The following is a 19594-nucleotide window of genomic DNA, read 5'->3' as shown; positions in this document are numbered from 1 at the left end:
TTCTTTAAATCGTTTACTTTCTTTTTTGTTTTTTCTAAACCAACCGCTGGGTAGTCTATGAGCAGAGTCCCAGTAGTTTAGATACTAAACATATTCCTCTATCAGGCAGCACATTAACGCTTGCTGAACTGGAATCTTCTACGAGCTTTCGGCTGTCCCGGTTTCTTACGTTCAACAGAACGAGGGTCACGAGTCATGAAGCCTTCTGCACGAAGAGCGGCTTTATCTTCAGCGTTCATCTTAACCAGTGCACGAGCGATTGCCAAACGCAATGCCTGAGACTGACCAGTGAAACCACCACCACACAAGTTCACCTTGATGTCATACTTCTCAGCAGCACCCAGCTTGTTCAATGGTTGTTTTACAACATACTGAAGAATAGTTGATGGAAAGTACTCTGCAAGGTCTCTCTTGTTAATAGTAATCTTTCCTGTACCTTCGCTTACGAATATGCGTGCAATAGCACGTTTACGTCTGCCTAATGCATTTACTACTTCCATTATATCTTATTTATATGAATTAATATCAATCATTTTCGGGTTCTGAGCAGCCTGTTTGTGTTCGCTACCAGCGTAAACATACAAGTTATTCAGCAATTTAGCTCCCAGGATATTCTTAGGAAGCATGCCCTTCACTACTTTTTTCAGTAATCTCTCTTCACCGTTCGGTTTTGTGATCAAACGGGCAGGAGTCATTTCTCTCTGACCACCAGGATAACCTGTATATGACAAATAAACTCTGTCATTCCATTTGTTACCAGTCAGTTTTACTTTGTCTGCATTAATGATGATAACGTTATCACCGCAGTCTACGTGAGGAGTAAAGTTTGGTTTGTACTTTCCTCTCAGCAATTTTGCAACTTTTGCTCCCAGACGGCCTAATGTTTGGTCTGTAGCGTCAACGATAACCCATTCTTTGGTTACAGTCGCTTTGTTTGCAGAAATGGTCTTGTAACTTAAAGTATCCACTCTAATTTTGTTTTTTAAATGTTACTACTAAAAATTTCTTCACCACTCATTAGTCTTCCCCGGACAAAGGAATACTAACTTGCTATGAATTAATCTCTTATCATTTTGTGATAATAATCGGCTTGCAAAAGTACGGCTTTTCTTTGAATTGGCAAACTATTTTTGTATATTTTTCCAGTCGCCTATTCTATTGAGAGTCTTCTCAATACCCGTTATTATTCATTCCATTGAGTTTCGGATTACTTTGTATCTCTTTCAGAGGGATAGGGAAAAGTTCATGTTTACCCTCCATAAAATTCCGGTAAGCCGGATATGGTTTGTTCTCTTTCTGATTGACGGAACTGATCTCACCAAACAGTTTCAGAGCCTTTCCCAGTACTCCCCAACGTATCAGATCATATTTGCGTTGTCCTTCAAAAGCCAGTTCAAAGCCACGTTCCCAGTAAAGAGCTGTACGGAACTTTCCTTCCGGTGTAGAATCATCGATGAAAGTGAGGTTATGTGTCTTTTTCCGTACGCTCATCATTTCATCATAATTCGCTTCTGTAATAGAAGTTGCTTCAGCACGTGTACGTACGCTATTCAGCAAATCCCATGCTTTTTGTCTGTCTGTTCCTGTTTCATTATACGCTTCGGCAGCCATCAATACCACATCAGCATAACGCAAAGGGCAATAGTTCACATCCGCATAATTGATATTCTTGTTCCATGACTCTTTCGGCATCCATTCCCGGCGCCATTTTCCTACATACCAGCTACCTGCACTTCTTTCTTCTTTTACATGCTCTTTTTTAGTACCATTCCAGGTATAACGATAGGTGCAAATCGCCACATCACGGCGTTTATCGCTCGCTTCGAAGAAGTTACGCCATTCGGGAACGACTATAAAGAAACCGTTGGCACGTCCCATATACTGATTTGCTTCAGATGCAGAAATTCCGGTAGGTTCCGCCACCTGCGGACCATTATAAATTCCCCATGCTCCACCGTTACGACGTCCTTGTGAATGATAGAAAGCAATCTCCCAAAGACTCTCCTTATTATTCAGTACCCCCTGCGAGTAGCTTTTAAAGAGTGCCTCATAACCACCATCATAAAAATCATGGTATCCTTTCTTTTCAAAAGCCTCCCACTCTTTTATCACTGCATCGAAATATTCCATCCGCTTACTGTCCTCCGGACGTTTCAACTGTCCATTCGATTGAAGGCTATATCCTGCACGTTGCAAATATACACGCATCAGCAATGCACGGGCAGCCCCTTGCGTCACCCGTTCGGGACTGGAAGAAGCAGTTGCCCAATCCAGATTGTTTTTAGCGAAAGTAAGGTCGGATATAATCTCGTCATAAATCACTTCCCTGTCCACACGTTCACCAAAAGCAGATTCGTAGGATGATGAATAAGATGTTTTGAAAGGCACATCTCCCCAATATCTCACCAAATCAAATGCGAGGAAAGCACGCAGAAAGCGAGCTTCCGCTTCCAATGCTTTCAGACGGGTATTTTCTGCGTATCCTGTCATGCCACAGATTCCGTCAATGGTGAGGTTAGCCCGGTCGATTCCCTCATATTTCAGTTTCCAGATACTTTCAATCCACGTATTCGTGGAGTTTAGCTGATAATGTGCAATATCGTGAACCTGATTGTCAGACTGCGTACGAGCCGTATAATAGGTATCGTCCGATGCGGGAGAGGCCATTTCGTACCAACCATAATGATTAAAGTCCGACAATGAACTATATATTCCCATCACTGCCATTTCCGCTTTATCTTCCGAATCGAAATAGCGGTCCCGGTCATATTTTGAGTTAGGTTCTTCCGTCAGCAAATCCTCACAAGAGGAAAATCCTGTTGCCAATAGGGCGAATACGGCATATAATAGATGTATCTTTTTCATGATTACTATGTATTTAAAGAATTAAAATGCTACGTTGAGACCAAAAATAAAAGAACGGCTAAGCGGATATGCCCCAAAGTCAACACCCGGTGTCAAACCGCTTTTCATCGTAGAGACTTCCGGATCGAAACCTGAATACTTGGTCCAAGTCAAGAGATTATTACCGGTGGCATACAAACGCAAGTTCTTCAATCCTATCCTTGCAATCAGATTTTTAGGGAATGTATATCCCAAAGTCACATTACTTAGTTTCAAATAGGAAGCATCCTCCACTGCCCATGAATGAATATAATTGTCTCCTTGTTGAGCATCATGATAAGCGGCTACGGTTTTACCTGCATTCAAAGCAGCCAGTTCTCCGGGATCTGTCACTTTCTGTCCATCCGAATTGATAGTCATCCAGCGATTAGAGCTATTCATCACGTCCAATGCGTTGTAGTTCAGGCTACCCACCTTACTGGTAACCAGTTTGGTCGCATTCAGTACTTCATTGTCATAGCTGAAAGTCAGGAATATACTTAAATCAAATCCTTTGTAAGTAAAAGAGTTGTTCAATCCTCCGTAGAATTTCGGTTGAGCGTTACCAATGACCGTTTTATCATTTTCATCAATCACATTATCATCTCCGGTCAAGTTCTTAAACTTCCACATACCCGGACGAATCTGCCCTTTATCACCATGATAAGGTACTCCATCTTTTAATGTATAAGTCTGCGTAGAAGCATCATAATTGAAATCATCTACCTGATACAGCCCCTCGGTGATGTAACCATAGAACTGTCCTAATGGTTCTCCGACAGCAATACGATGAGTGTTTTGGTTAAAGCCGAACCTGGCTTCATAGAGTTGTACCGCCTCACCGGTCAATGCTTTCACGGAATTTTTATTGTGCGACAGCGTCAGTGTAGTGTTCCAACTAAACTTCTTTGTAGAGAAATTCACAGTATTCACAGTCAGTTCCACACCTACATTCTTCGTTTCTCCGGCATTAATCAACATACTCTGATAACCGGAAGAATAAGGCAGCTGGGCGTTAAGCAGCAAATTACTACTCCTATTTATATAGAATTCGGGCGAAACAGTGATGCGTTGATTCAGAAAACCTAAATCAACTCCCATATTAAAAGTCTTGTTCGCTTCCCACTTCAGATCGGGATTCGGTATCTGCTTGGAAGCATAACCGGGAGTAAGCTGATCTCCCATAGCTGTGATGATGGAAGACATCAAAGCAAGGCTGTTATAGCTACCGATTCTGTTGTTACCCGCCAAACCGTATCCGATACGGAATTTCAAGTCGGAGAAAACATTCAGTTTCTTTATAAAATCCTCTTCACTCACACGCCAGGCTGCCGATACGGCAGGAAAATATCCCCATTTATTATTCTTTCCGAATTTAGAAGAGCCATCCGCACGGAACGTTGCGGAAAACAAATACTTATCGGTAAAGTCATAGTTGAGACGAGCGAAAAAAGAGAGCAGATTATCATCATAGTTTTCATCGGACGAAGCAACGGATGGAGTACCCAGACTCATATCTCCCAAAATGAACTCATCGGTAGGCAACCCACTGACACCGGATTCGAGCACACGAGTCCAGCGTTTTACAAATTCCTGTCCCAATTGTACTACCACTTTATGCTTCTTCTGAAAACGTTTATCATAAGTCAAGACGTTAGAGGTCTGAAAACTTCCGGTCTCCGTATTCCTGATAGAGCCGTAAATACCGCTGCGTCTTCCCATAATAGATTGGTCGCCATAGAAAAGCTCCCGGCGGTAAAGCTGATAACGCATACCCGTATTGTTGCGGAAAGTCAATCCTTTGATGATTTTGAAAGTCAGTCCGCCATTGGCTTGCAAAGTACGTGTTTCCTTATTATCTTTTTCTTCAGCGGCGGCAATCAACGGATTCTGCATCACGTTTCCGTCTGCATCGCTTAATACAGGGTCTTCTCCTGCCAACAAATCCGAGTCATTACCACGTATACCAATGGTAGGACGGTATTGCAAAATCTGAACCATTTTATTAAACTTTGCATCTACATTACTTCCGCCTTCATTCGTACCGTTTCCGGCAACACCTGCTCCATACACTTTCAGATAATCGAAGTTGATACGTCCTGTAACGGAAAGCCGCTTATTCACTTCGCTTTTCACGCTAAGCGCAATGTTATGTTTGTCGCTGCCGCTATATACCATCGCACCTTCATCCTTGAAGTAACCATAAGACATATTGTAGTTCAACTTATCATTGCCACCGTTGACACCTACCCGGTAATTTTGCGTAACGGTAGTGCGTCCCATCGTACGGTCCAGCCAGTCGATACCTTTACGATTACCATAGTTTTCATGAAGATCGACAAAACCACCATAACGGTTTTGCCATGACCGCATACTTTCCTCGGGATCAGTAGCATCTCCTAATGTTCTTTCATAATCCGCCAACACAAATTCCTCTACACTTAATACATCCAACCGCTTGGCAAGCGTACGCACACCTACATAAGAATCGAAAGTAAGAGTCGCTTTCCCTTCACTTTTCGCACCGCTTTTGGTGGTGATTACCACTACGCCATTCGCTCCCCGGGCGCCGTAGATGGCTGTTGCCGAAGCATCTTTCAACACGTCGATACTTTCAATATCGGCAGGATCAAGGCTGGCCATGCCATCTTCCGTCAGAAATCCGTCGATAATATAAAGCGGTTCGTTGCTTTGCGTAATTGATATACCGCCACGAACACGCACTGACATCGTAGCACCGGGCTGACCGTCTGTTTGTATAATCTGCACACCCGCCATACGTCCCGCTAAAGCCTGGGTTACATCAGACGAAGGAACTTTGAGCAAATCGTCGCTTCTCACAGAAGCCACGGAACCGGTCAGGTCTTTACGCTTTACTGTTGCATAACCGATAGCTACCACCTCATCCAACAATACCGACGCAGCCTTCATGGTCACATCAATCTGTTTTCTTCCTTTCACGGGTACTTCCATATTTTCCAATCCGATAAAAGAGAAAACCAAGACATCTTTCTGCGGATCACTAACGGTAATGGTGTATTTACCATTGATATCGGTAATGGTACCCGTGTTTTGTTTTCCTTTCACGGTTACATTTCCTCCAATCACTTCCAAGCCTTCGTTGTCCACCACCTTACCGGTAACGGTCAAACTCTGGGCATAAATGCCGGATGCACCGACAAGAAGCAACAAAATGCAAATAATTCTACTTTTCATCATATTCTGTTTGTTATTTATATTCACTATGTTTCATTGTTTATCATTGATTTACTACCCGGGTAGATATAGGACTCCGGTCGGTCATTTCAACCACCCGATAAGCCCCGTCTATCTCATCGTAAAGCAACGAGGAACCCGTATATTGTCGAGAGTAAAAATTGCCATTCAACGCAGGATTGTCTGTTCCATAACTAAATACCGCCTGTTCGGTGCGATGACTCACTGCAAGTTCGGGTGCTTTGGAAGCATCCAAAACCGCTTTGATCGTCCAGTCGCCTACGTTAAAGGTATCACCGTCACGGTTGATAATAGGGACAGCCTCATCTCCTACCTGGATAATAGCCAGGAAACGGGTGGCAGAACAACCGTCAACCCGTGCAGTCAAGTGCCACTGGTTAGGATACTCCGCTCCGGTGATGGCGGGCGGCACTACGAAACGGTCCGTTTGGGACAGCGTAAAAACATGTCCTCCAAAAAGTTGTGTCACAGCCATCCATCCTTTGATTTTATTATTTGTAGACAACGTTTTCTTTGTCGCATCCATCTTAAATTCCGTAGGACTATGCAACAGCCACTCCCAGCGGACAGCCTCCGATGCTTCCAGTTCATCATACACAATCACCGTATGAGGATGAAGCATCAACACATGTCGGCGGTATTTAGTCAACGGAGTGGCACCGAATCCATTTTCAGGCGTCTGCTCAATACCTGCCTGCTTGAAGTAGCCAACCCACATCGGGTCATTGCTGATACCTCTGTAAGCATGTGAAACATCTCCCAAACAGTAACTGATATGCTGTCCGCCCATAGCACGCGTCACACTGCCATAACCTTCGGTAGAATAAGGTTGCCCGATGCCGTTTACCAACAGTGAATTATGCGCCCTCGTATGGCGATAGGACATCAGATTATGAGCATCGCTGAAATTCTGATAATAACCCGTACTGCGATACACATCGACACCTTTATACAACAGGTTAAAAGCATTCTGACTGGCAGTAGTGTGACTGCCGGACNCGAATGTACTGGAACGGAACGAGAGTGCAAGATCCTTTCCCGTATCTTCCGGAGCACTGTGCATGGCTACTTCACCAGCGTCTTTATACCATACCATTTTATCAGCCCTGGCAGGAAAAGTTGTATTGTAATCCTGCTCGGTGCACATCCGGTAAAGACGCAATTCATAATCCCGGCGCAACAGCTCCCAACATTCTCCGGCATACCATCCGGCATAGGAATCACCCGTTTCACACGCCAGATAATCAGCAAAGGCAGCAACCAAACGGTTGGGTTCGCTACCCTTTTCACTATTGTCACCAAAGCCATTGCTTTTCGATCCTGGCGGACAAGTATAAACCAGCGAGCGTCCGACATTCTGATACCACGGATGCGATAGATAATCGTACCGACTGATAAATGAAAGAAGAGACGGCATATACGCCAAAGTCAAGATATTGGCACTGAAATAGCCAGTACCATTGTGCCATATACCGTCGCGATTGAAGCCGGAGGCAGGAGCACGGGCTGTCCACAATTCATAATAATACTCCATCATGGGCAGCACTTCGGAAGAATAGGCCGGTTTGTCGTAAAGCGACAAAGCCACTTGAAAGAGGATGCGCATATTCTGCTGCCAAAAATGATTATCAAAGAGATGGTTTTCCTGAAAACCGCAATTTACCTTGTAATAGTAACGTGCCACACGCATCATCAGTTCTTCGGCAGCAGTACGATCGGAAGCAGACAAGTTATTATAAAGCAGATCGTAGGCTGCAACAAGACACCATGCGATGTTGCTGGCAGTAAAGTTGGATGCAAAAAGTTGTCCATCAGCAGGGGGAGCGACAATCAACGCTTCGAGAAGCTGACGTAACTTTTCGGCATAAATTTCTTTTTGGGTTAAATGATAGGCCTGATAAAGATAAGTGGCATGTTGCCGGAGCTCTTCTGCACGGCTATATAAATCAGTCATTCCGGTGTATTCGGCTTTCAATGCCTGTGAAGCACGACTTTGTAGTTCTGCATATTCAGGGTGTGAAGTGACACGGTTACGAGCCTCTCCGATACGGTCGTCTAAAAAACAGTAAATACGAGGATGCAGACGGGGAGCATTTGCTAAGAATGTCTGAAAAGGAGGTGTTACAAATTCCGGTGTATCATTCTTTAATTCGAAACGATAGATAGCACTCCATTCACCGGGCGTAGTTCCATTAAGATTGGTGGAACGAAAGCGCCAATACCATGTGCCGACCTCCAAACGACGATGAAGATTATACATACACCATTCCTGCGGTTCGGAAAGTAGCGTTTCGGAACTGCTGAAATCTTCAGTACGTGAAAGGGAAAATTGCAGTCTTTCGCCCGTCTTCATGGCTTGAGGAACAATAAGAGGAGCAGGATTCAGATACAATTCATTATCTGCTTTGGGATAAGGTTGCGTCCGTATCTTATCCTGATAGGCATCGGGAATTCCGGCAGGCATCTCTGGCTGCGTACTGTCCGGTTCGGGCAGCGAGTCAGATGTACAGCTACAGAACAACTGTACCATGAACAAAAGAAAAACCGATAGGCGAAATGTGGTGTGCATATTATTTTCTTTTCTAGGTATAAGATTAGAGGGCTATTTTCAAAAGTTTCAATGTAAGAAGAAGGTAAAGCGGGACGGGGGATCCCACTTTCCTTGAACTTCTATTGAGTAAGGTCGATTATTCAGTGACTATTTAAAGATTGTAATCATTGGGCGGCAAAGAGCTTTCTGCGAACTACCAGTAACTTTCAGACTACTTGCTTTTGCATCCAGCACCTGCTTAGTTGTTTTATCCACATTAATGATTACACCGGAAATATCTTTACTTCCATTAACCGTACAAGAGGCATAATATACGGACTCAATAGGATCCCGGTCAAACATTACACCATTTTCAAATGCAAATTCCGGCATTTCTCTGAAAGCTTGTCCACCAGTGGGCTCTACCTCTCCTATTTTAAATAACATTCCCATGAATTCACCTAATTGATCCACTGTAGGAATATACCATGAACTCAAACTTTCACCATCAAGCGGATGTTCATTCACCCAGCTATTATAAGTTGTCATAAATGCAACTTCTCCAATACCTGTAAGTAAAGCATCTGTAGCCTGTGTTCCATTAGTTACAGTTGCATCTGTTGTAACTAAAGAGCTCATTGCGGCATTATTAAGAACCTGACGACCAGTCGCTACATTCTCAATCGCTACCGCATATCCGGCAATTGTCTTACCTTGAAGTGCTACAGGATAATTAGCCGGCACATCACTACCAATAGCCTCCATCTTGAAAACAATACCGACAGCATCCGCTGCATCACGTACCACTTTACCTTCTGCATTGATATAACTACCAACCTTCATTTCCAACGCTTCATAATCCGGATCCACTCCTACTTCAATGTCAAAGTTTCCATCTCCGATTTCAAATTTAGCCATAATCTGCATATTAGCGTCCAAAGGTAATGTATTTGCCGGTATTTTAATCTCTTTACTATATCCGCCACTCAATGCCATGGTTATTTCTTCTGTAAATTTACTTACATTTGAAGGAGCAAAAAAGAAATTAGCGAACCAATTGCCATCCGCAGAAGCAAAACCTGCATTTGTATAAGTCACAGGAGTCGTAGCAGAACATTTACCCTCTAAAATATCATATCCGCTCAAAGCGTTATATTTTATTTCCAGTTTATTAGCTGCCGCAGCTACTTCCGGATTCTTCGGTTTTACGCTCACATTAGCAAACGGGCGTTTCAATGTCACACTGGCATTACCAATCGTTTCCAATTTTCCGCAGAAAGCGTCGCTGGCTGCCATCAACGCATCATTTGTCAGATCGAATGACGCAGTATTATATCCTACTACTCTCAAATCAGCAGTGTTATATACTTTATTAGCGGCACCGCTTTCCGGTACGTATTCAGCCCAAAACAATGCTTTCGACACTTCTTTTTGTTCATCTACAGAAATAGTGAAAGATACCTTACCGTCTGTAACCGGTTTAGTTACCTGATCGCCTATCTTATTGCCATCAGCATTCAGTAATTGCATGATACATTGCATCGTATAACCGTCAGGAATGGTAACCGCACGGCTAAAGACGTTATTTACAGGAGCCTGTACAGAGATAGTAACAGGAGCATTGATTTCTGTTCCGTTGTCCGAAACGATTTCTTCTTGTCCACAGGATGCAAAAAGCACTACGAACAAAGCCATTAGCGAATAAAATAAGTTCTTTTTCATGATCTTAATTGTTTTATGGTTAAGCAATTCTTAATTGATTTGTCTATTTTATAATTCTCCAAGGTCTACCTCCAGATCACCGTCATAATCGGGATCGATCCCTATTCCTCCATTGGCATCGGAAGTCAGGAAGTTTCCGCGTACCGTTGTGTTTTTGCCCCGTTCACAAGGAATACGGAAAGCAGCAGTACGTGCCAGCACTTCATTCTTCTCATTCAAGATTTCGAGCTCTACAGGAATGGAAACGGTTTCTCCGGCATCGGTCAACACATAGTCGAATCCCAGTATCAGTTCTTTCGTACCATCGGCAGGGCGTTCAAAGGCCACTTTATATTCCATGTACATGAGCGAGTTCTTGGGTACATCATCCCACAAATTGTAGCCGGTAGGCAAATAATCACTGTACTTCACACGAGCGGTAAAACTTTCACCTTTCAGTCCGCCTGTGGACAGTTTATTGAGAAACGTCGCTACATCTTTAGCCACCAGTTCATAGCGTGCTACGGGGCGATACAGTTCAACGTCAAGACTTGTTTCAGCTCCCCAATGATTGCGGAAAGAAGTCAGGTCTGCCACAGCAGAAGCAGCAAAAACATCTTTATATCGGCTATTCCCTATATACTTTCCGGCAGGAAGGATAAAAGCCAGATTCTTGGCATCGTAGATAAGTCCCTGTTCCGGTGTCTCCGCATTCACATAATCGGCCCACACCAGGATGCGGTAATTACGGGCGTGCAGCTTCATACTAACAGACAGACTGGCACGGTTAAAATCCTCTTCATATACCGTTTGCCGTGCCGCCACCTGTCTATCCAGATAGGCTTCTACGATGAAACGACGCAGATAGTTGGTTTCCGACGCACGGGTGATGGTCACCGGTGCTCTTTCTGCCAAACTTAGATTCATTGCCAGATTAAGGTTGAGTGTTACAGCTGTCGGGTCCACTCCCAGTTCTCCTTCGGGAGTCATTTCCGGTTCTTCGTGCAGGCTGCATCCATTCACCAGCAGGGTGATGAACAACAAGAAAGTGCACTGTGCCAGTATATATAAATTTCTTCTCATATTGTTATCTTATTTATATGTATGTCCCTATCTAAGGTTAGAAGCGGTAGACCAACGATGCTCCCACACGGGTTATCCCCCAGTAATGACGGACACGCGTATCCAGCTGTGCGCCGTTGTCTACATTATAATAGGTGTTATACTTCATGTTGGCATATCCCACTCCCAGATTAAATTCCGCTCCCCAGTGTCTGGAAAGAGGGAGTTTGTAACCATAGCTTATTCCGGCTCCCAACAGCGGACGATCCGTATCTTGATAACGGTCATCGTTCCACTTCACGTTAAACCATGCCACGTGGGCGTGCAGTCCGACAAAGTGTCCCCGTCCTGTTTCATTTCCTATCCACCAGCGGGCTTCAGGTTGCAATGCTACCGTACGCACGCCGTGCTTATCCCCCAAGTCCCACAAACTGCAAGTCAACGGCAACTCTACCGTGATCTTTTTATGCACCTGCATTTCCACGGCAAGGTTCAGCAAAGCACAAGCATCATATATTACATTCGTTTTCAGTGCCAGATAGCGTTGACCATCAAAGGCAGCCGCTTTCTTTCCTGCATTCTCTTTGCCGGATTGGCGTTTATCCTCCTCCTTTTTTGAAGAAGTCGCAACTGCTGTTTCCTGCTTTTTCCCGCCGGGCTTGTAGACCGTAGTTTCCTCCGGAGCTGCCGAAGTCTGTACACGGGGTTTACCGGGAGTCTGTGCCGACAAGACGGTTATGCCCGATAATGCAGCCAACAGACATATAGTTCTCATATTAAAAGTAGAGTGTCTCATATATTCGTATCTTTCATGTTCATTGATCAGATTTCCAGTTCGGGCACTGTATCCCTCATTACCGTTTCGTACCCATCCTCATTGATGACAGTAGCTTCACCTTTATAAGTGATATTCACCTTCTCTTGAGTGCTGCGGATAAAGAATGAAGGAGCACCGTCGGATTTCAGGTTAACACTGATCAGCCATCCGCCCACTTTGATACGTCCGTCGGATAAGATTTCGGGATCTTTGGCAGGATATTTCAGTGCATGTGTATTGATGACAGTGGCAAAACGATATACTTGTGCCTTTTCCGATGTAGCGGTGAAATGCCAGTGATTAGGATACTTCTTGAACACCCCTTTGTCATCAGCACGTAGCCAGTTGACTGCCGGATAGAAAAAACGGCTCGTCGTATCTGTCTGCAATGTTCCAGTGGAGAAAAGATAAGCGTCTGATGCTCCTCCGCGGTTCGTGGCTTGAATATGCACGAAGCGATGATTCGATTGATCCACTGTCATGGGATTTTCTGTGGTATGCAGCAAATAACTCCAGTTTACAGGTTCGTCTGCCACGAGTTCGTCATAGATAAAGATGAGTCCAGTCTTTCCCAAATTGACAATGTGACGGCGGAACGTTTTCACATGGTTCTCATCCCAGCCATTTTCGGGCGTATAATGCACCTCCGACTGTTCGCCGCGTGTCAGCCAAAGCGGTGAAATCACTTTTCCGTAAGCATTGGAAGCATCACCCAGCACATAACCAATCTTCTCGCTGGCATAATAACGGGGAATCCATCCATATCCTTCCGTACCGATACGTTGTCCCATACCGTTCACCAAAATCGTATTGTGAGCACGTGTGGCACGATGGCACAACATACTATGTACGTCGGTAAACTCAATGTGGTGTCCGCTACTGTAAAATAATGGTTTTCCACCATAGAAGGTATTGAAAGCATTCTGATTGGCAAGTGCATGAGAGGTAGAACCATAAGGGCTTGACCGGAAACTCCACATCGCATTTCCACCTACTCTATCCCAGTTCGTCTGGAAAGAGACAAGTCCTGTTGCGGGGAAGACGTATCCTGCAGGGAGTGCTGTCAATCCTTCACCTTCCGGCAGAGGTTTATCACATTGCAGGCGGAACCAGGCCAGATCACCGGGCTTACTCAATAAGGCTTTCTTCATATAATCCGGTTCCACTTTCAATGTGCGGCGTACGAAATCAGCGGCATACGTGTTTCCGGTAAGGCGTGCCAGCGCATCCAAATAGCCTATACGGATGCTGTTGGGACGTGCCACATTCTGATGTGAACTTCCGTTTCCTCCGGATTTGGAAAAAGGAGGTTGCTGGAAGATGGTATACATGATATTTCCCTGATACCAAGGATCGGAAAAGAAGTCGTAACCGGTCAGTTTGCTATAATAGTAAGGTACTTCCACTAATGTACGGGTATTGACCGTAAAGTAAGAATCGCCATTGTGCCAGCCACCGTCTTTGTTCAATCCGGGGAAACGTGCCAACCAGACGTTATAACAGTAATCCACCCATGTGTTGGCTTCGGGCAGATCGCCATATACACTGAATGCCGCCATTGTAAGGATGCGAAGTGTCATCTGCCACACATGATTGTCGGCGATGTGATTTTCCATCCGGTTATTAAAGTTCTCATACATTTCACCACCTTTATTTTTGATGGCTTCCAGCAATGCTTTCTTTTGTGATGTATTCAACCGGTCGTAGAAAGAATCATAAGCCATAGAGCAGAGAGACAATAAGCTAGAAGCATTAAAATCTCCTTTTACATTCTTATCTTTATCCCAGTCGGCCATGATAAATACCCGTTTGATGGCTTCGTCAGCATATTTAGTATCCTGTGTCAGCAACCAGGCCCGTATCAATGCTTCGGTGTTGCCTTCTTCCGCATCGATGATGCGACGGCTTTCACGAGTGAGGTATGAATTTATCTGCATCTCGTTCTTCAGATTCTTCACCTGCGAGACATTAATATCTTTCACTGATTTCATTGGAGTCTGAAGTACCTGATCTGCACGCTCAAGATACCATTGTCTTTCTGCCTTTTGTTTGCTGTGATTTATAAAGTCCTTCCATTCGTTCTTCATGATCCACACACGCGGATGGTCGGCAGGTAGTTTTGCCAACACTGTTTTCAATGAAGGCGGACAGAATTTACCCGGACGATTTTCTACGGTGACTTGCTGTGTGCTTCCCCAGGTCACTTGTCCGTTTTCTACATAACCGAACTGCCAGTACCATACCCCCGGCGCAAGCGGTTGTTCCGGATTATAGAACGGCCAACGAGTTTCCACCTGAACAACTCCGGACTTCAATCCGGCATCCTGCGAATAACGTAACCGATAGGTAATCTTCGTTTTATCTACCTTCTTTACTTTGTGTTCGAACCCATCCAACGGACTGTCCTGCGAGTTCATGTCCGAACGGAGCGGCCATTGGAAAGAAACCGCACGGTCATTTACCACCGCTTTATCAAGAGGATAAGGAGTGGCACGCATTTCATGCATCAATGTCTTCTCCGTCAGCTTAATAACTGCTTGTTTTTGCGCATGTGTCATCTGTGCAGCCACAGACAAGATTACGAATGAAATCAATAATACTTTTTTCATGATATCAAATGATTGGTTTTTCTGTAGGCAAATGTAGATAAACCGTCCGAAACGGAACTTTCAATTCATTTCTTCCTTCTCTGATACTGTCTAACAGGACTTTGTTTTCGTTCATTTCAACTTAAAATTCGTCCAAAACAAGCGTTACAGGAGGCTACAAAGAGGGTAAAAGGGTAATATAGCCCCCAAAACGGAATGACTGGAATTGATAGAAAGATGAAAGTTATTAGTTCTTGTTTAGGTTTTCACCACAGAGGACGCGGAGGACACAGAGGTGAATTTGGTTTATGACTTACGGTGGTGACCCTAATTTTGATGCGTAATCCTTCCTCTATAAAGTTGAAAAAACATAAAAACATCTGTCACCTGCAACCAAACGCGTGTAATACACTAGTTGACAAACAGTTGTATCGTTGCAGATACTGTTGCAGATAGGTTGCAGATCAAAGTATCTGCAACACAGTATAAGCCTTGCATAAGCCAATTCTCCAGGAGGGCAAAAGTTTATTGTATGCATTAACTTCCCGTTTCCAGGCGGGGAACTGTCGTTTCCGGCATTAGAAATTACAGTTTCCACGGTAGGAAACGAGAGTTTCTAAGGCGGGACACTACAGTTTCTACGTAAGGATACTGTCGTTTCCCCGTAGAGACACCACAAATTATCCATAGAGTCACCCCAATTATCCCATAGCTTTGCATAAAGGAATCAAGGCTTTTTCTTTGATTATATAACGCGTTGCAGATACTTTATCTGCAACCTATCTGCCACAGTATCTGCCACGTTCCAACTATTTGTCAATTAGTGCATTACACGCGTTTGGTTGCAGGTGGCAGATGTTTTTATGTTTTTCAACTTTATAGTAGACAAAAAACTCTCATTCATTTCTGCACTTCACCTCTGTGTCCTCCGCGTCCTCTGTGGTGAACAAATGCATAACCGCAAAACAATTACTTTGTATGCTGCTTCACATACTCCGATGGCAGACAACCGACATACTTCTTGAAACTGGTAGAGAAGTAAGAAGAAGATCCGAAGCCTACCATTCCGCTAATCTCCGAAATGGAGTAGCGCCCTTCAAGCAACAATTTACACGCCTTATTAAAACGGATGCGCCGGATAAAGTTGGCAGGCGGTTCACCGGATATGGAATTCATCTTGAGATACAGTGACGAACGGCTCATACAAAGCTGACTTGCCAACTCATCAGAGGTGAAGTCTTCATTACTGATATTTTCTTCTACTACCTGAATAGCTTTGCTCATGAATTCCTCATCCAGATTATTCGAAGTCATTTTAGCAGTATCTATATCAATCGTATTCGAATAATAGTGTTTCAACCGCTGGCGTGCTTTCAGTTGATTAGCTATTTTTCCTTTCAATAAATGAATCGAGAACGGTTTGGCAATGTAATCATCCGCTCCAGCCTGAATACCCTCCGTCTGTGCATCGACACTTCCTTTGGCAGACAACAGCAGGACGGGAATATGGCAGGTTTGCAGATTTCGTTTAATAAGCTGGCAAAGTTTGATACCGGCAATACCCGGCATCATCACGTCGGAAAGGACAATGTCCACACGGTGCTCTTTCATAATAGCCAATGCTTCTTCGCCGTTTCCGGCGGTCAGCGTCACATAGTTCTGCCGGAAATTATCTTTCAGGTAATCCACCATCTCTTTATTGTCATCTACCAACAAGATAGTAGGACGCTCTTCCTCACTGCCGGCTTCTATCTGATCACCGTCCGATAGTTCTTCTGCAACTATAGCCGACGCATCACCAGAGAAATATTCATCAGCCACCGGAAGCTCCCGGAGAGAAGCAGATGTTTCGACTTCATGTGTCGGCAATTCACGTTCTTTCTCCGTGAAGGCAGCCATATCAGCAGGTAGCGTGACTTTAAATTCGGTATATTGAGCTGGTTCGCTTGCTACCGTAATAGTGCCGTGATGCTTTTCCACAAGCATCTTCACCAATGACAGCCCGATACCCGTCCCCTTTCGCTGACCGTCTACCTGATAGAAACGTTCGAAAATACGGGTTAGCTGTTCCGGAGACATACCGATTCCGCTATCTCTTACCGTGAAACCATAGGTATCTCCCTCTGTCCATAAGGAAAGCAAAATACTTCCGCCGTCCGGTGTAAACTTAAAGGCGTTAGACAACAGGTTCATCAAGATAGTCTCTACATACGTCCGGTCCGCCGGAAACAACCGTCCTTCCAGATCGGATTTTATATGAAAGCTGATAGCACGCTTCTGCGCATTTTCTTTAAACAGGGCAAAAGCATCTTGCAACAGTCCTTCTACATTCACCTGCGCAACATGAATGGGCATTACACCTGCTTCGGCTTTACGGAAATCCAGCAACTGGTTGACAATGTGCAACAACTTACGACCGTTCTTATAAACGTAATCCAGTTTCTGCTGTACCGGAGTTCCTTTCAGATTGCTCTGCCCCAAGAGTTCCTCCAACGGAGCCAGTATCAGACTCAACGGAGTACGCAACTCATGAGACATATTCATGTAAAAACGTACTTTCTCCTGACTGATTTCTTCTATCTTGTTTCGTTCTATCTGTTCGATCCGGACTTGCATCTTCATTTTGGCACGAGCAATAAAAAAATAGATCACAAAGACGAGAAGCCCTACAGAAAAGAAGATGAAAAGTGTCTTTGCCCACCAGGTCTGATACCACATCGGAATGATATGCACAAAAAATTCAGTGGTCGCCTCACTCCACTTTCCATTGTTGTTACATGCCTTCACCTTGAATACATACTCACCGGGCGGGAGATTGGAATAACTTGCCCGTGCAAAGGAAACATGGCGGGAGTAGTTCCACTCGGTTTCAAAGCCTTCCAATTTGTAAACGAACTGGTTCCGCTTGCCAGCCAAATAGTTGATAACGGCAAACCGGATATTAAAAAGTTTCTGATCGGAAGGGAACGACATACCCAGCATCCGCCCTTGCTCGTCCTGATAATAACGTACCCGTTCACTTTTCATATCCGTAATCACCTGATTTAAGACAACGGCTCCTGTCACTACCGCATCCGGGGAATATGGATTATCACCCAATTCGTATGGCTTGAAATAGGCAACGCCCCCAAGAGACCCCAGGAAGAATGTACCATCGTGCGCTTTGCAAGCTCCGAAATAGTTAAACTGATCGTGAGGCAATCCGTCCTGCTTCGTATAGTTGAGGAAAGTACCCTCCTCCGTATTAAAGCAAGCCAGTCCCTTGTTAGTTGTCAACCATAAACGCCCCCGTTCATCTTCCAGTATATTATAAATAAAGTCATTTGGCAAACCGTCTTTCATCGTATAGTGTTTCCAGGCAGTCGGTGCTCCTTCCTTATAGCAATATAATCCTGTGGAAGAACCGATCCAGATTTCATGACGGCTATCCTCCTGTACACAGAAAGCCTGTATCAACCCATGCAGATAAGCCGAAGAAGAAAGATGCAGTTCTTCCAGTTTCCCGCCGGCATACAAAAACAGGCTCTCTTCCGTACCAATCCAGATTCTTCCTTTTGAATCGCGAAACAAGGTATATATCAATACATTCTCCAACTTTTTATGCTTTTTAGCTAATGGATGCTGTGACAGTTCGCCGGTCTGTTTGTCGAAAAGGTAAAGCCCGCTCATGCCGCCTACCCAAAGCGTTCCATCCGTTCCGTCCAATAAGGAGTAACAACTGTTAGTCAGGGAAGTAGAATGGGGAAAGGAATATGTTTCTATCCTGCCACTCCGGTGATGCAGACGACTCATTCCCCCTCCATGAGTGCCGATATAGACACTTCCATCCTTGTCCGTCCATATACATTTTATATTGTCCGACTTTAAAGCATTGGCGGAAGTACCCGTCCGGTAATATGAAAAGACTCCGGTTTTCCGGTTATAATAATTTAATCCGCCGTCGTTCGTGCCAATCCAGAGATTGCCATTATCCGGGTCTTCGGCAATACAACTCACTGTGTTATCACTTAACGAATTCCTCCAGGCGGAATGTTGCAAGCGTCCGAATGCCGGAGCGAGAGGATGATAATAATTAAGCCCGCCGTAAAATGTACCGATCCACATTCCCCCTTGATTATCTTTCAAGATAGAACGGATGGAATTATGGCCCAAGGTAGTCGGATCTTCAGGAGAAAAACGACAGATACGGAAAGTTCCCGTCTCCGGTTCAAGGATAAGCAAACCTTCCATGGTTCCTATCCAAACCCTTCCTTTATCATCTCCGGACAATGTCCTGACCGAGTTCGTAAGGAAATAAGCAGGAGTATTTTGCTTGTTATAATGATGTTTTATTTGAAAGTTGTTATCCACACAATACACCCCGTTTGTCAATGAAGCCAGCCAACAGTTGCCGGTTTTGTCGTCATAGAGCATATCGGAGATGGTTTCTCCTTTCAACTGGAGAAGAAGCCGGGTCACGTTTTCGTTGCGTACATAATAGAAATAGACACCTTCCGAAGTTCCCAACAGGAAACCGTCATTCATCCGGCGCTTTATAATACGAAACGAAGCGGGAACCTTCATACCAGTTCAGTCCGTCTATGGTGCCTACCCAAATCTTATTATTATGATCTTGTGTCAGAGCGAGCACAGTATTTTGCGACAGCCCGTCATCTACGGATAATCGCTTAAAATGGATGAAGCTGTCGGCGGCCGATACAGCCAAAGGAAAAAATAAAATGCAAACGGTTAATCCGAATAGGTATCTAAATAGCAAATGTCGGTCTTTCATGAGCT

At 44.4% G+C, this 19594-nt stretch carries 9 protein-coding genes and 1 pseudogene; all 10 read right to left on the bottom strand.

The window, feature by feature from the left end; genetic code table 11:
- Positions 1-113: 113 nt before the first annotated feature.
- The 10 genes and pseudogenes from rpsI to KQP79_RS02485 all read right to left on the bottom strand — a co-directional run bounded on the left by rpsI (position 114) and on the right by KQP79_RS02485 (position 19589).
- Positions 114-500, bottom strand: a complete 387-nt coding sequence (rpsI, locus tag KQP79_RS02530; protein ID WP_004297203.1) for a 30S ribosomal protein S9 — start codon at positions 498-500, stop codon at positions 114-116.
- Positions 501-506: 6 nt separating this feature from the next.
- On the bottom strand, positions 507-968 hold the full coding sequence (gene rplM, locus KQP79_RS02525) for a 50S ribosomal protein L13 (protein ID WP_004297202.1): 462 nt from the start codon (positions 966-968) through the stop codon (positions 507-509).
- A 202-nt stretch (positions 969-1170) separates the two neighbouring features.
- On the bottom strand, positions 1171-2865 hold the full coding sequence (locus tag KQP79_RS02520; protein WP_061447557.1) for a RagB/SusD family nutrient uptake outer membrane protein: 1695 nt from the start codon (positions 2863-2865) through the stop codon (positions 1171-1173).
- Between the two features lie 21 nt (positions 2866-2886).
- A complete protein-coding gene (locus KQP79_RS02515; protein WP_234120499.1) occupies positions 2887-6102 on the bottom strand; it encodes a SusC/RagA family TonB-linked outer membrane protein in 3216 nt (1071 codons plus the stop codon).
- 40 nt (positions 6103-6142) lie between these two features.
- The gene (locus tag KQP79_RS02510; protein ID WP_264386615.1) at positions 6143-8689 is read right to left on the bottom strand and encodes a DUF4962 domain-containing protein; all 2547 of its coding nucleotides are present in this window, start codon (positions 8687-8689) and stop codon (positions 6143-6145) included.
- A 129-nt stretch (positions 8690-8818) separates the two neighbouring features.
- A complete protein-coding gene (locus KQP79_RS02505; RefSeq protein WP_004308648.1) occupies positions 8819-10372 on the bottom strand; it encodes a hypothetical protein in 1554 nt (517 codons plus the stop codon).
- A 48-nt stretch (positions 10373-10420) separates the two neighbouring features.
- Positions 10421-11434 carry a DUF6562 domain-containing protein gene (locus tag KQP79_RS02500; protein ID WP_008641870.1) on the bottom strand — a complete coding sequence of 338 codons (1014 nt, stop codon included), beginning with the start codon at positions 11432-11434 and terminating at the stop codon, positions 10421-10423.
- Positions 11435-11471: 37 nt separating this feature from the next.
- Positions 11472-12209, bottom strand: coding sequence for a DUF3575 domain-containing protein (locus tag KQP79_RS02495; protein ID WP_004308646.1), 738 nt, complete (start codon positions 12207-12209; stop codon positions 11472-11474).
- 26 nt (positions 12210-12235) lie between these two features.
- On the bottom strand, positions 12236-14839 hold the full coding sequence (locus tag KQP79_RS02490; RefSeq protein ID WP_004308645.1) for a DUF4962 domain-containing protein: 2604 nt from the start codon (positions 14837-14839) through the stop codon (positions 12236-12238).
- 948 nt (positions 14840-15787) lie between these two features.
- Positions 15788-19589: pseudogene (locus tag KQP79_RS02485) on the bottom strand (two-component regulator propeller domain-containing protein).
- Positions 19590-19594 lie beyond the last annotated feature (5 nt).

This window comes from Bacteroides sp. DH3716P, assembly GCF_025914115.1.
Lineage (GTDB): Bacteria > Bacteroidota > Bacteroidia > Bacteroidales > Bacteroidaceae > Bacteroides > Bacteroides ovatus.
This window is presented reverse-complemented; position numbering and strand designations above follow the sequence as displayed.

Bases quoted from the DNA above. Each gene is read 5' to 3' on its own strand.
- rpsI (WP_004297203.1), bottom strand. From the start codon at position 500: ATGGAAGTAGTAAATGCATTAGGCAGACGTAAACGTGCTATTGCACGC.
- KQP79_RS02520 (WP_061447557.1), bottom strand. From the start codon at position 2,865: ATGAAAAAGATACATCTATTATATGCCGTATTCGCCCTATTGGCAACA.
- KQP79_RS02515 (WP_234120499.1), bottom strand. From the start codon at position 6,102: ATGATGAAAAGTAGAATTATTTGCATTTTGTTGCTTCTTGTCGGTGCA.
- KQP79_RS02505 (WP_004308648.1), bottom strand. From the start codon at position 10,372: ATGAAAAAGAACTTATTTTATTCGCTAATGGCTTTGTTCGTAGTGCTT.
- KQP79_RS02500 (WP_008641870.1), bottom strand. From the start codon at position 11,434: ATGAGAAGAAATTTATATATACTGGCACAGTGCACTTTCTTGTTGTTC.
- KQP79_RS02495 (WP_004308646.1), bottom strand. From the start codon at position 12,209: ATGAGACACTCTACTTTTAATATGAGAACTATATGTCTGTTGGCTGCA.
- KQP79_RS02490 (WP_004308645.1), bottom strand. From the start codon at position 14,839: ATGAAAAAAGTATTATTGATTTCATTCGTAATCTTGTCTGTGGCTGCA.